The sequence below is a fragment of the Serratia sp. 2880STDY5682894 genome (genome assembly GCF_001537385.1).
Classification (GTDB): Bacteria; Pseudomonadota; Gammaproteobacteria; order Enterobacterales; family Enterobacteriaceae; genus Serratia; species Serratia nevei.
In genome coordinates this window covers 1-13,736 of sequence record NZ_FCJA01000012.1, presented here as the reverse complement: position 1 = coordinate 13,736, position 13,736 = coordinate 1, and the positions used below count along the sequence as shown (strand labels likewise).

The following is a 13,736-nucleotide window of genomic DNA, read 5'->3' as shown; positions in this document are numbered from 1 at the left end:
TAGATCATGCAAAACCAAGGCATCAAAAAAATCGTTCTGGCGTACTCCGGCGGCCTGGATACCTCGGCCATCATTCCATGGCTGAAAGAGAACTACGGCGGCTGTGAAGTGGTGGCGTTCGTGGCGGACATCGGTCAGGAGCGCAGCGATCTGGAAGGCGTGGAGCAAAAAGCCCTGCAGTCCGGTGCCTCTGAATGTCACGTGGTCGATCTGCGTGAAGAATTTATCCGCGATTACGTTTATCCGGTGCTGCAGACCGGCGCCCTGTACGAAGGCAGCTACCTGCTGGGCACGTCGATGGCGCGGCCGATCATCGCCAAGGCGCAGGTCGAGCTGGCGTTGAAAGTGGGTGCCGACGCGCTGTGCCACGGTGCGACCGGCAAAGGCAATGACCAGGTGCGTTTCGAGACCACCTACACCGCGCTGGCGCCGCAGCTGAAAGTGGTGGCGCCGTGGCGTGAGTGGAACCTGCGTTCCCGTGAAGCGCTGTTGGATTACCTGAAAGAGCGCAACATTCCGACCACCGCGTCGCTGGAAAAAATCTACAGCCGCGATGAGAACGCCTGGCACATCTCCACCGAAGGCGGCGTGCTGGAAAGCCCGTGGAATGCGCCGAACAAAGATTGCTGGGTATGGACCGTCGATCCGCAGGAAGCGCCGGATCAGCCTGAGCAGGTGACCGTTACCGTTGAGAAAGGCCGCGTTGTGGCGGTTAACGGTAAAGCGCTGTCGCCTTACCAGTGCCTGGAAACCCTGAACGCGCTGGGTGCCAAGCACGGCGTCGGCCGTATCGACATCGTGGAAAACCGCCTGGTGGGCATCAAATCCCGCGGCTGCTATGAAACCCCGGGGGGCACCATCATGGTGGCGGCGCTGCGCGCCGTCGAACAGCTGGTGTTGGATCGCGACAGCTTCAAATGGCGCGAGCAGCTGGGCTTGGAGATGTCCTATGTGGTGTACGACGGCCGCTGGTTCGCGCCGCTGCGCCGCTCGCTGCAGGCTTCTGCCGAAGCGCTGGCGGAAGAGGTGAACGGCGAAGTCGTGCTGCAGCTGTACAAAGGCCAGGTGACGGCGACCCAGAAGAAATCGGCCAACAGCCTGTACTCCGAAGAGTTCGCCACCTTCGGCGAAGACGAAGTTTACGATCACAGCCACGCGGGCGGCTTTATTCGCCTGTTCTCTCTGTCTTCACGCATCCGCGCGTTGAACGAGAAAAAGAATAAATAATCGATTGGCGTGACTCTGCAAGGGCGCAGCATGCTGCGCCCTTTCGCATAAAAATTCAGGAGTAAGATATGGCACTTTGGGGCGGACGGTTCACTCAGGCGGCGGATCAGCGGTTCAAGCAACTCAACGATTCGCTGCGGTTCGATTATCGCCTGGCGGAGCAGGATATCGTGGGCTCGGTGGCCTGGTCGAAGGCGCTGGTGACCGTTAACGTGTTGACGGCAACGGAGCAACAGCAGCTGGAGCAGGCGCTGAATGCGCTACTGACGGAGGTCCAGGCCGACCCTTTGGCGATCGTCCAAAGCGATGCCGAAGACATCCACAGCTGGGTGGAGCAGAAGCTGATCGAGAAGGTCGGTGATTTGGGCAAGAAGCTGCACACCGGCCGCAGCCGCAACGATCAGGTCGCGACCGATCTGAAGCTGTGGTGCAAACAGCAGATCGGCGATCTGCATCAGGCGATCGTCCAGCTGCAGCAGGCGCTGGTGGAGACCGCCGAAGCTAACCAGGATGCGGTGATGCCGGGGTATACCCACCTGCAACGCGCGCAGCCGGTGACTTTCGCGCACTGGTGCCTGGCCTATGTCGAGATGCTGGCGCGCGATGAGAGCCGTCTGCAGGATACCCTGAAACGGCTGGACGTCAGCCCGCTGGGCAGCGGCGCGCTGGCCGGCACCGCTTATCCTATCGATCGCGAGCAGCTGGCCGGCTGGCTGGGCTTCGCCTCGGCGACCCGCAACAGCCTGGACAGCGTATCCGATCGCGATCACGTGCTGGAGCTGCTGTCCAACGCCGCCATCAGCATGGTGCACCTGTCGCGCTTCGCCGAAGATCTGATCTTCTTCAACAGCGGCGAAGCGGCGTTTGTCGAGCTGTCCGACCGCGTGACCTCCGGCTCTTCGTTGATGCCGCAGAAGAAAAACCCGGACGCGCTGGAGCTGATCCGCGGCAAATGCGGCCGCGTACAGGGCGCGCTGACCGGTATGATGATGACGCTGAAAGGCCTGCCGCTGGCGTACAACAAAGACATGCAGGAAGACAAAGAAGGGCTGTTCGACGCGCTCGACACCTGGATGGACTGCCTGCAGATGGCGGCGCTGGTGCTGGACGGCATCCAGGTGAAACGCCCGCGCTGCCAGGAAGCGGCGGAGCAGGGCTATGCCAATGCCACAGAGCTGGCGGATTACCTGGTCGCCAAGGGCGTGCCGTTCCGCGAAGCGCACCACATCGTCGGCGAGGCGGTGGTAGAAGCGATTCGCCAGGGTAAACCGCTGGAAGCGCTGCCGCTGGCGGACTTGCAGCAGTTTAGCGCGACGATCGGCGACGACGTTTACCCGATCCTGGCGTTGCAATCCTGCCTGGACAAGCGTGCGGCCAAAGGTGGCGTCGCACCGCAGCAGGTGGCCGCGGCAATCGCCGCAGCGAAACAGCGTTTGGCCTGACGACGACAAGGGCGGCCCGGCGCCGCCCTTGAACCTTTACCCCGCCAGACGTGCACACAGATAGCGGTTCAGGCTCACGCCTTCCTCCATCGCGCCGAGCGCCAGCCGGCGATGCTGTTCCGGCGTCATGCGCAGCACCAGTTTTCCGCTGAAGTTCTTTTCCGCCAGCGCCTGCGGCGGCGTTTCGCCTTGCGCCAGCATATCGGCGATCGTTTCGCTCACGACTTTTTCGATACCCTCCAGTGCGCCGGTACGCGTGGCCGCCAGCCAGGACAACGAGGGGAATTCGGCGCACAGCCCGACATATTCACGATCTTCCGCTGACCAGGTGATGCGATAGGTATAGTGTTCATGCCTTTCCATGTTCTTCCTCCATTCTGGCTCCTTTCTTTATTTTAGTATCAATATCGGTATCATTTCAATGTCGACGCATAAAAAATGAGCGCAGAAGGGCCGTGAGGCAAGAGGAGGGAGGAAAATGTGGAAAGTGCTGCGCAAAAAACCGGGCCTGAAGGCCCGGTGGGTATGAGCGGAGAATGAGAGGTTATTCGCCCGGGCAGCGCTGGCAGCGCTCGATTTCGGCCGTGCCGAGTTTGAGCTTCGCCTGCAGATCGCGCAGCGCGGTGCGCAAACCTTCTTCGATCACCGGATGATAGAACGGCATGTCCAGCATCTGATCGACGGTCATCTGCTGCTGGTGCGCCCAGGCCAGCAGGTGTGCGATGTGTTCGGCGTCCGGGCCGATCATTTCCGCGCCGAGGAAACGGCCGGTGCCTTGCTCGCCGTAGACGTGCAGAATGCCTTTGTTGCGCAGCATCACCCGCGAGCGGCCCTGATTCTCAAACGAGACGTTGCCCACTTCAAAGCAGCCGCAGGCACTGAACTTCTCGCTCAGCTCGCGGAAGGTTGAGCCGACCATGGCGATCTGCGGATCGGAGAACACCACCGAAATCGCGCTGCGGCGCAGGCCCGGGTTGATCTCCGGGAAGCTGCCGGCGTTGGCGCCGGCGATACGTGCCTGATCGCTGGCCTCGTGCAGCAGCGGCAGTTGGTTGCTGGCGTCGCCGGCGATGAAAATATGCGGCACGCTGGTTTGCATCGTCAGGCAGTCGGCCAGCGGTACGCCTCGGGCGTCGAGTTGCAAGCCGGTGTTTTCGAGGCCCAGCCGATCGACGTTGGGGCGGCGGCCGGTGGCGGCCAGCACGTAGTCCACCAGGATCTCCTGCGGTTGGCCCTGCAGGTCCCGATAGCGGATAAACACCTTGTCGCCTTCGCGCTGCATCATCTCTACCTTCACGTCGGCGTCGAGATAGAACTCTTCCCCCAGTGCTTTGGCGGCGTAGTCGCGCACGGCGCTGTCGGTGAGCGGCCCGACCGCGCCGCCGATGCCGAAGACCTTGGTGTCGACGCCGAGGCGGTGCAGCGCTTGCCCCAGCTCGAGCCCGATGACGCCGGGGCCGAATACCGCGACGGACTGCGGCAAATCATCCCAGTTGAACAGGTCGTCGTTGACGATCAGACGATCGCCCAGTTCGCTCCACGGCGCCGGCCAACTGGGGCGGGAGCCGGTGGCGATCACAATGCGCTGCGCCACGATGCGCGTATGGTCATCGACCTGCAGCGTGTTGTCGTCGATAAAGCGGGCATAGCCCTGAATTTTGTCGCCGGCCGGGATCTCGTCCACGCCTTCCAGCACGAAGCCGACGAAGCGATCGCGTTCGCGCTTGACGCGCGCCATCACTTCACGTCCGTCGATGCGGGTTTTACCGGTTGGGTGCACGCCAAAGCCCGGCGCGCGTTCGATTTGATGCACCGCTTCGGCAGCGGCGATCAGCAACTTGGATGGCATACAGCCAACGCGCGCACAGGTGGTGCCGTAAGGCCCGCCTTCGATCATCACCACGCTGGGGGTAGACAGTTTGGCCGCGCGATAGGCGCCGAGCCCTGCGGTGCCGCCGCCGATGACCGCGACATCAACGTTCAACAGTTTCATATCCGCTCCTGAAAGGTAAAAAAAGGGCGGGCCGTAGCCCGCCAAAGTTCACGTTGGCTTTGTTATTACTTATTAAGCTGACAGGAAAGTTTCCAGATCGTCGCTGCCACCGATGTGACGGCCGCCGATGAACACTTGCGGCACCGTGGCGCGGCCGCTGACGGCGCGCAGGCTGACGGTGGTGGCGTCTTTGCCCAGCACGATCTCTTCATACTGAATGCCGCGTTCTTGCAGCATCTGTTTGGCTTTGGCGCAGAATGGGCAGCCTGGTTTGGTGAACAGGGAGACCGACTCCTGCACTTTGAATTCCGGCGCCAGGTATTTCAGCATGGTGTCGGCGTCGGACACCTCAAACGGGTCGCCCGGTTTGTTCGGTTCGACGAACATTTTCTCGACCACGCCGTCGCGCACCAGCATCGAGTAGCGCCATGAACGTGGGCCAAAGCCCAGATCCGCTTTCTCGACCAGCATGTTCATGCCTTTGGTGAATTCACCGTTGCCGTCCGGCACGAAGGTGATGTTTTCCGCATGCTGATCGGCTTTCCAGGCGTTCATCACGAAGGTGTCGTTCACCGAGACGCACAGAATACCGTCGACGCCGTGCTGTTTGAATACGCTGGACAGCTCGTTGTAGCGCGGCAGATGGCTCGAAGAGCAGGTCGGCGTGAACGCGCCCGGCAGCGAGAACACGATGACCGTTTTGTTTTTGAACAGGTCATCAGTGGTCACATCAATCCATTGGTCGCCCTGACGGGTGTGGAAAGTAACCTGAGGAACTTTCTTGCCTTCTTGACTGGTAAACATTGATTAACCCCTTAATTAGGAAAAGTAATTTTTAGCATTTAGCGCGATATCGCTTCGTTGGGACACATTATTGTCGCTGGGGCTTGATAGATCTAATCGCTCATTGCTATCTTATCTATCGCCATGAGCTATCATGGAATGGAGGGAAACAATGAATATTCGTGATTTAGAGTATCTGGTCGCCTTGGCCGAGCACCGGCACTTCCGCCGTGCGGCCGATTCATGCCATGTGAGCCAGCCCACGCTGAGCGGGCAGATCCGCAAGCTGGAAGACGAGTTGGGCGTCATGCTGCTCGAGCGCACCAGCCGCAAGGTGCTGTTCACCCAGGCGGGTCTGTTGCTGGTGGAGCAGGCGCGTACCGTGCTGCGCGAAGTGAAAGTATTGAAGGAGATGGCCAGCCAGCAGGGCGAAGCCATGTCCGGGCCGCTGCACATCGGCCTGATCCCGACCGTGGGGCCTTATCTGCTGCCGCAGATCATCCCGACGCTGCACAAAACTTTCCCGAAACTGGAAATGTACCTGCACGAAGCGCAAACCCAGCAACTGCTGGCGCAACTCGACAGCGGCAAATTGGACTGCGCCATTCTGGCATTGGTGAAGGAAACCGAGGCGTTTATCGAAGTGCCTCTGTTCGATGAACCGATGAAGCTGGCGGTGTATTCCGATCACCCGTGGGCGCAGCGCGAGCGCGTGGCGATGCCGGATTTGGCGGGAGAGAAGCTGCTGATGCTGGAAGATGGCCACTGCCTGCGCGATCAGGCGATGGGCTTCTGCTTCCAGGCGGGCGCGGACGAGGATACCCACTTCCGCGCCACCAGTCTGGAAACGCTGCGCAATATGGTCGCGGCCGGCAGCGGCATTACCCTGCTGCCGTCACTGGCGGTGCCGCCGCAGCGCGAACGCGACGGCGTCTGCTATCTGGATTGCTACAAGCCGGAACCGAAGCGCACCATCGCGTTGGTGTATCGCCCCGGTTCCCCACTGCGCAGCCGTTATGAGCAGTTGGCCGAAGCGATCCGCGAGCACATGCAGGGCTACATCGACAACGCGTTAAAACAGGCGGTTTAAGCCGTTAAGCGCCGCCACCCGGTAGGCTTCGGCCATGGTCGGATAGTTGAAGGTCGTATTAACGAAATACTCGATAGTATTGCCTTCACCTTTCTGTTCCATGATCGCCTGACCGATGTGGATGATCTCCGCCGCACGCTCGCCGAAGCAGTGGATCCCGAGGATCTGCAGGGTGTCGCGATGGAACAGGATCTTCAGGCTGCCGACGTTCATCCCGGCGATCTGCGCGCGCGCCAGATGTTTGAACTGGGCGCGGCCCACTTCATACGGCACCTTCATCGCCGTCAGTTCCTGCTCGGTTTTGCCGACGGAGCTGATTTCCGGAATGGTGTAGATGCCGGTCGGGATATCTTCGATTAAGTGACCGCTGGCTTCGCCGGAAGCGATCGCCTGCGCGGCGATGCGGCCCTGATCGTAGGCGGCGGAAGCCAGGCTCGGATAGCCGATCACGTCACCGACCGCGTAGATGTGCGACAGCGCGGTTTGGTACATGCTGTTCACCTTCAGCAGCCCGCGGCTGTCCGATTCCAGGCCGACGTTTTCCAACCCCAGCGAATCGGTGTTGCCGGTACGGCCGTTGGCGTACAGCAGGCAGTCCGCTTTCACCTTTTTGCCGGACTTCAGGTGCACGATCACGCCGTCTTCGGTGCCTTCAATCTTCTCGAACTCCTCGTTGTGGCGGATCACCACGCCGTTGTTCCAGAAGTGGTAAGAGAGCGAATCCGACATCTCCTGATCGAGGAACGCCAGCAGGCGATCGCGGGTGTTGATCAGATCCACCTTGACGTTCAGGCCGCGGAAGATAGACGCGTATTCGCAGCCGATCACCCCGGCGCCGTAAATGATCACGTGGCGCGGTTCATGGCTCAGCTCGAGAATGGAATCACTGTCGTAGATGCGCGGGTGATTGAAATCGACGCTGGCCGGATGGTAAGGGCGCGAGCCGCAGGCGATCACGATGTGGTCGGCGCGGATGGTGTCCTGGGTGCCGTCCATGTAGCTGACGCTGACGGTGTTGGCGTCGATGAAGCGCGCGTCGCCGGCGAACAGTTTGCACTGGTTCCGCTCATAGAAGCCTTGGCGCATGCGGGTCTGCTGGCTGATGACGTTATCGGCGTGGCGTAAAATGTCAGGGAAGGTCGCGCTGAGCGTGCGCGAGTTGTTGTAAAGCGGGTTCTGGTTGAATTCGATAATGCGGCTGACGGCGTGGCGGAGGGCTTTGGAAGGGATGGTGCCCCAGTGGGTACATCCGCCGCCTACGTTGTTGTACCGTTCGATAACGGCCACGCGGGCGCCCTGTTTCACCAGCCCCATGGCGGCACCTTCACCACCAGGGCCCGAGCCAATCACAATGGCATCAAATTGATAGTGCTGTTGCATGTAGGAGAGACCTGTTTTTTTATACAAGATTACAACGGTATCTTAACATCATAGCGCTGCTCACCCAATCACCATTAGGCTTTTTGAGGCAAAGCACAATCGGCTCAGGGCGGAAGTGTGATAGAGCGCGTTAGTATAAATGCTGTTGCAATAAAATTTGCTATATTGCCGAGTCTAGGGCGTTAGACTGAGAGAATGGAACCTATCCGGATATGCATATGGGCGTCAGAGCACAACAAAAAGAACGGACTCGTCGTTCCCTGATCGAAGCCGCATTCAGCCAGCTGAGCGCCGAACGCAGCTTCGCCAGCCTGAGCCTGCGGGAAGTTTCACGCGAGGCGGGCATCGCGCCCACGTCGTTTTACCGCCATTTCCGCGATGTGGATGAGCTGGGGCTGACCATGGTGGACGAAAGCGGCCTGATGCTGCGTCAGTTGATGCGCCAGGCGCGCCAACGCATCGCCAAGGGCGGCAGCGTGATCCGCACTTCGGTGTCCACCTTTATGGAATTTATCGGCAACAACCCGAACGCCTTCCGCCTGCTGCTGCGCGAGCGTTCCGGCACGTCGGCGGCATTCCGTGCGGCGGTGGCGCGCGAGATCCAGCATTTCATCGCCGAACTGGCGGACTACCTCGAGTTGGAAAATCACATGCCGCGCAGCTTTACCGAAGCGCAGGCGGAAGCGATGGTCACCATCGTGTTCAGCGCCGGCGCGGAAGCGCTGGATATCGACGTCGAGCAGCGGCAGCAGCTGGAAGAACGGCTGGTGCTTCAGCTGCGGATGATCTCCAAAGGGGCGTATTACTGGTATCGTCGCGAACAAGAAAAAGCTTCTGTGTCCCACGTATAAAAAAGGTAAAAAATGATGGAAAAACCAGGCCGTGAAAATGGCACCTTACTGCTGGCGTTGATTGCCGGCCTTTCGATCAACGGTTCGTTTGCCGCGCTGTTCAGCTCGGTGGTGCCGTTTTCGATCTTCCCGCTGATCGCGTTGGTGCTGGCGGTGTACTGCCTGCATCAGCGTTACCTGAACCGCGCCATGCCGGACGGCATGCCGAAGCTGGCGGCGGCCTGTTTCCTGCTGGGGCTGCTGATGTACAGCGCCATCGTGCGCGCAGAATACCCGCAGATCGGTTCCAACTTCCTGCCGTCGGTGATCTGCGTGGCGCTGGTACTGTGGATCGGAGTCAAACTGAAGGCGCGCAAGGCGCCGGATGCGCCGACTCAAGAGTCGTAATGCAACGGGGCGCCATGATGGCGCCCCTGTCGTATCAGCAGCGCTTTTCCAGCAGCACGCCGCATTCCATGTGATGGGTATACGGGAACTGATCGAACAGCGCCAGGCGGCTGACCCGGTGCGTGGCCTGCAGCGTTTCCAGGTTGGCGCACAGCGTTTCCGGGTTGCATGAGATATACAGAATGCGCGGGTAGGCCTGCACCATCTTCACCGTTTCATCGTCCAGCCCGCTGCGCGGCGGATCGACGAAAATTGTCTCGCAGTTGTAACCGCTCAGATCGATGCCCTTCAACCGGTTGAATTCGCGCACCCCGTTCATCGCCTGGGTGAAATCTTCCGCCGCCATGCGGATGATCTGCACATTGTCGATATGGTTGGCAGCGATGTTGTATTGCGCCGCCGCCACCGACGGTTTGGCGATCTCGGTCGCCAGCACGCGCTCGAAATTGCGCGCCAGCGCCAGCGAGAAGTTGCCGTTGCCGCAATACAGCTCCAGCAAATCGCCTTTGGAACCGGCGGTCACCGCCAGCGCCCATTCCAGCATCTGCACGTTCATGGCCGCGTTGGGCTGAGTGAAGCTGTTTTCCACCTGGCGGTAGATCATGTCGCGGCCGGCGACCGGCAGCACTTCGTCGACATAATCCTGGTCGAGCATGATTTTGGTCTTCGACGCCCGGCCGATCAGCTGCAGATCGAAACCCTGAGCGCGCAGTTCGTCACGCAGCTGCTCGGCGCGCCGTTGCCAAACGTCATCCAGCTTGCGGTGGTACAGCAGCGAGGCGATGATTTTGCCGCTTTGCGTCGACAGATAATCGATCTGGAACAGCTTGTGGCGCAGGATCGGCTCCGGTTTCAGCGCGGCGATCAGGGCGCTCATCAGGCGGTTGATCAGTTCGCTGGCGGCCGGGAATTGATCGACGCGAATACGCTGCTTGGTCTGCTGATCGAACATGATGTGGTACATGTCGTCCGCGTCGTGCCAGATGCGGAATTCGGCGCGCATGCGGTAGTGGTCGACTGGCGAGCGGAACACTTCCGGCTCGGGCGCCGCGAACGGTGACATCAACGTCTTCAGGCGGGCGACTTTCTCCGCCAGTTGGTCATCGTAACGTTCAATAGGCAAATTCTCGGGCGTCATGTGTGTCTTCTCGTCAGGCAAATTTGATCAGCGGGGATTGTAGGGAATCAGCCCGTGAAGTCCAGTTTTGTCGCGTTTATTATTTGTAACATTAGTAGCAGTCTAGACATCTATTTTCATTGATCGTAGCATTGCCGTCCGGCCTCAAGCAGCGAGTGAAAAGGGAATCCGGTGTGAATCCGGAGCTGACGCGCAGCGGTAAGGGGAAGTCACGGCGATAGCGTTTCGACGCAGACACTGTCCACTGCAGGATGGGAAGTCATCGCCCGTTGCCGGTCGCACCCCGCGGCCCGCAAATCCCAAGCCCGAAGACCTGCCGGTGTTACGTCGCAATGTCCGTGGCCGTCGCGAACTACCGGCCATGATCCTGCGGCATCCGCCAATTAAGTTTGGATGCTTTTCTCATGACAATTACAAAAAATACGCTGCTGGCGGTGGTCTCCTCCGTCACGGCTTTTTCTGGATGGGCGCAAGACAACACGACAGCCACGAATGGCGATAACCTGGTGGTGACCGCCAACCGCTTCCCGCAGCCGGTTTCTTCCGTGCTGGCGCCGACTTCTATCGTCACCCGTAACGATATCGATCGTTGGCAGGCCAAGAGCCTGACCGACGTGATGCGCCGTTTGCCGGGCGTGGACATCGGCCAAAACGGCGGGCTGGGGCAAAAGAGCTCACTGTTTATTCGCGGCACCAACTCCAGCCATGTCTTGGTATTGATCGACGGCATTCGCCTTAACCAGGCGGGCGTCAGCGGCTCTTCCGATCTCAGCCAAATCCCGATTTCGCTGGTGCAGAAAGTCGAATACATTCGCGGCCCGCGCTCGGCGGTGTACGGTTCCGACGCCATCGGTGGTGTGGTCAACATCATCACCACGCGTGAAAAGAACGGTACTACGCTCTCTGCAGGCGTCGGCTCCAACGGCTATCAGGCCTATGACGCGTCGACCCAGCAACAGCTGGGCGACAGCACCGTGGCGACGGTGGCAGGGAATTACACTTATACCAAAGGGTATGATGTGGTGGCTGAAGGCAACACCAGCATTCCGCAGCCCGATCGCGATGGCTTCATGAGCAAATCGCTATATGGGGCGGTACAGCACCGGTTCAACGAGCAAATCAGCGGCTTTGTGCGTGGATATGGCTACGACAACCGTACGGGCTACGACGGCTTTTATTCTTACGATAAAAATTTCAATATCACCGGTCTGCCGGATACGCGCAAACTGTATAGTCAAACTTGGGACACCGGGTTGCGCTATCAGGAAGGGATTTACGCCACGCAGTTAGTGGGAAGCTATAGCCACAGCAAAGACTACAATTACGATCCGCGCAAAGGGCAGTATGCGATCTCCTCCAGCCTGGATGATTCGGAGCAATACAATCTGCAGTGGGGCAATACTTTCAAGGTGGCTCAAGGCACCGTCAGTGCGGGTGCCGACTGGCAGGATCAACAGATCAAACCGGGCACCGCGTCCGTCAGCCGCGAGAGAAGCCAGCGCAATACCGGCATCTATCTGACCGGGCAGCAACTGGTGGGGCCGGTGACGCTTGAGGCTGCCGCGCGCGGCGACGATAATTCGGAGTTCGGCTGGCACGGCACGTGGCAAACCAGCGCGGCCTGGGAGTTCATCGAAGGATACCGCTTCATCGCTTCCTATGGCACCGCGTTTAAAGCGCCAAACATGAACCAGCTGTTTAGTACCACTTATGGCAATAGCAACTTGAAGCCGGAAGAAAGCAAACAGTGGGAAGGCGGCTTCGAAGGTTTGACCGGGCCGGTGACCTGGCGCGTTTCCGGTTATCGCAACGACATTGATAACCTGATTGACAGCGATCCGGTGAGTTACCGTTATTACAATATCGGTAAGGCGACCATTAAGGGCGTAGAGGCCACCGCTTCTTTTGAAACCGGTCCGTTGACGCATCAGATTGGTTACGATTATGTCGACCCGCGCAATGCTAAAACCAACGAAGTGCTGCTGCGCCGCGCGAAACAACAGGTGAAATATGAGCTGGATTGGCAGCTGTACGACTTTGACTGGGCAGTGACCTATCAATACTTAGGTGAGCGCTACGACAAGGATTATGGCGTTTATCCAAGCCCGACGGTTAAACTTGGCGGAGTGAGCCTGTGGGATCTCGCAGTTTCGTATCCGGTCACATCTCATCTGACAGTTCGTGGTAGAATTGCCAACCTGTTTGATAAAGATTATGAGACGGCCTATGGCTACGCTACTCCAGGAAGAGAATACTACCTCACTGGAAGCTATACCTTCTAACAGCACCGCCACACCTCGCCCGACGGTGCTGGTTTTCGATTCCGGCGTCGGCGGGCTGTCGGTATATCAAGAGATTCGGCAGTTGCTGCCGGATCTCCACTATATATACGCTTTCGACAACGTGGCGTTCCCCTACGGCGAGAAGTCCGAAGAGTTTATCGTTGAGCGCGTGGTGGAGATTGTCGGCGCAGTGCAGCAGCGGCATCCTCTGGCGATTGTCGTCATTGCCTGTAACACTGCCAGCACCGTCTCTTTGCCGGCCCTGCGCGAGCGCTTCAGTTTCCCGGTCGTGGGCGTGGTACCCGCCATCAAGCCTGCCGCCCGTCTTACCGTCAATGGCATTGTCGGCCTGTTGGCGACTCGCGGCACCGTACAGCGCAGCTACACCCACGAACTGATTTCCCGTTTCGCTACCGACTGCAAGATTGAGCTGCTGGGCTCTTCAGAGCTGGTGGAACTGGCGGAGGCCAAGCTGCACGGCGAAGCCGTGCCGCTGCCGGTGCTGAAGAAGATCCTGCATCCGTGGCTGAGCATGCGCGAGCCGCCGGATACCGTCGTGCTGGGCTGCACTCATTTTCCTCTATTAGCTGAAGAGCTGATGCAGGTGTTGCCAGAAGGCACCCGGCTGGTGGATTCCGGTGCGGCGATTGCCCGTCGTACCGCCTGGCTCATCTCGACGCAGGAAAATCTGGTCTCGAGCCAGGAAGAGAATCTGGCGTATTGCATGGCGTTAAATGAAGATACTGACGCTTTATTGCCCGTTTTGCAGGGCTACGGCTTTAAATCGTTGAAAAAACTGCCGCTTTAACGGTGTTTTGGTTAAACATTCAACGGTCGGAAAAAATATTGAAAATAGGGGTTGCGGCCCGCCGAGAACTCCCTATAATGCGCCTCCACTGACCGGGAACAACGACTGACAAGCCGCCGGGTCAGCGAGAAGAAAGCGAAATAAACGCTTGACTCTCCGGGTGAAAAGCGTAATATACGCAGCCCGCGCCGATGAGTTTCTCGGCACTGCTCTTTAACAATTTATCAGACAATCTGTGTGGGCACTCCACAAGACGATATCCAGCATCTTCGGATGCAAAAAATATCAAGTCTTGAAGAGTGACTAACTGAAGTAAAATTCATGCAGTAAATCTTTGAGCATCGCTTCTCGAGTG

General features: G+C 59.0%; 12 protein-coding genes and 1 riboswitch. Of the genes, 7 read left to right on the top strand and 5 right to left on the bottom strand.

Going from position 1 to position 13,736, the window contains the following annotated elements:
- Nucleotides 1–6: 6 nt before the first annotated feature.
- Both AWX27_RS21575 and argH read left to right on the top strand, forming a co-directional pair.
- Nucleotides 7–1,227 carry an argininosuccinate synthase gene (locus tag AWX27_RS21575; protein ID WP_019452247.1) on the top strand — a complete coding sequence of 407 codons (1,221 nt, stop codon included), beginning with the start codon at nucleotides 7–9 and terminating at the stop codon, nucleotides 1,225–1,227.
- A 68-nt stretch (nucleotides 1,228–1,295) separates the two neighbouring features.
- Nucleotides 1,296–2,669, top strand: coding sequence for an argininosuccinate lyase (argH, locus tag AWX27_RS21570; protein ID WP_043140965.1), 1,374 nt, complete (start codon nucleotides 1,296–1,298; stop codon nucleotides 2,667–2,669).
- A gap of 36 nt (nucleotides 2,670–2,705) precedes the next feature.
- On the opposite strand, the gene AWX27_RS21565 is transcribed toward argH, so the two are convergent.
- The 3 genes from AWX27_RS21565 to AWX27_RS21555 form a co-directional block, all read right to left on the bottom strand.
- Nucleotides 2,706–3,032 (bottom strand): type II toxin-antitoxin system HicB family antitoxin, encoded by a 327-nt coding sequence (locus tag AWX27_RS21565; RefSeq protein WP_060424959.1) that lies wholly within the window; start codon nucleotides 3,030–3,032, stop codon nucleotides 2,706–2,708.
- A gap of 181 nt (nucleotides 3,033–3,213) precedes the next feature.
- Nucleotides 3,214–4,662 (bottom strand): dihydrolipoyl dehydrogenase, encoded by a 1,449-nt coding sequence (locus AWX27_RS21560; protein WP_060424956.1) that lies wholly within the window; start codon nucleotides 4,660–4,662, stop codon nucleotides 3,214–3,216.
- Between the two features lie 72 nt (nucleotides 4,663–4,734).
- Nucleotides 4,735–5,466 carry a glutathione peroxidase gene (locus AWX27_RS21555; protein WP_019452251.1) on the bottom strand — a complete coding sequence of 244 codons (732 nt, stop codon included), beginning with the start codon at nucleotides 5,464–5,466 and terminating at the stop codon, nucleotides 4,735–4,737.
- A gap of 151 nt (nucleotides 5,467–5,617) precedes the next feature.
- On the opposite strand from AWX27_RS21555, the gene oxyR reads away from it, so the two are divergent.
- Nucleotides 5,618–6,535: a DNA-binding transcriptional regulator OxyR gene (gene oxyR, locus AWX27_RS21550; protein WP_033636422.1), complete on the top strand. Its 918-nt coding sequence runs from the start codon at nucleotides 5,618–5,620 to the stop codon at nucleotides 6,533–6,535.
- Here oxyR and sthA read toward each other — a convergent pair.
- Nucleotides 6,518–7,915: a Si-specific NAD(P)(+) transhydrogenase gene (gene sthA / locus AWX27_RS21545; protein ID WP_004931047.1), complete on the bottom strand. Its 1,398-nt coding sequence runs from the start codon at nucleotides 7,913–7,915 to the stop codon at nucleotides 6,518–6,520. The genes oxyR and sthA overlap by 18 nt on opposite strands.
- A gap of 218 nt (nucleotides 7,916–8,133) precedes the next feature.
- Here sthA and fabR point away from each other — a divergent pair, with 218 nt between their 5' ends.
- Complete coding sequence (fabR, locus tag AWX27_RS21540) at nucleotides 8,134–8,766, top strand: HTH-type transcriptional repressor FabR (RefSeq protein ID WP_004931044.1); 633 nt, start codon at nucleotides 8,134–8,136, stop codon at nucleotides 8,764–8,766.
- 15 nt (nucleotides 8,767–8,781) lie between these two features.
- The gene (locus AWX27_RS21535; protein WP_049201879.1) at nucleotides 8,782–9,153 is read left to right on the top strand and encodes a YijD family membrane protein; all 372 of its coding nucleotides are present in this window, start codon (nucleotides 8,782–8,784) and stop codon (nucleotides 9,151–9,153) included.
- Between the two features lie 34 nt (nucleotides 9,154–9,187).
- On the opposite strand, the gene trmA is transcribed toward AWX27_RS21535, so the two are convergent.
- Nucleotides 9,188–10,291 (bottom strand): tRNA (uridine(54)-C5)-methyltransferase TrmA, encoded by a 1,104-nt coding sequence (gene trmA, locus AWX27_RS21530; RefSeq protein WP_060424952.1) that lies wholly within the window; start codon nucleotides 10,289–10,291, stop codon nucleotides 9,188–9,190.
- A 122-nt stretch (nucleotides 10,292–10,413) separates the two neighbouring features.
- A riboswitch (cobalamin riboswitch) is annotated at nucleotides 10,414–10,627 on the top strand.
- Between the two features lie 68 nt (nucleotides 10,628–10,695).
- On the opposite strand from trmA, the gene btuB reads away from it, so the two are divergent.
- Nucleotides 10,696–12,573 carry a TonB-dependent vitamin B12 receptor BtuB gene (gene btuB, locus AWX27_RS21525; protein WP_060424950.1) on the top strand — a complete coding sequence of 626 codons (1,878 nt, stop codon included), beginning with the start codon at nucleotides 10,696–10,698 and terminating at the stop codon, nucleotides 12,571–12,573.
- The gene (murI, locus tag AWX27_RS21520; RefSeq protein WP_060424947.1) at nucleotides 12,518–13,381 is read left to right on the top strand and encodes a glutamate racemase; all 864 of its coding nucleotides are present in this window, start codon (nucleotides 12,518–12,520) and stop codon (nucleotides 13,379–13,381) included. Before btuB ends, murI begins: the two co-directional genes overlap by 56 nt.
- The last annotated feature ends 355 nt before the right edge of the window (nucleotides 13,382–13,736 follow it).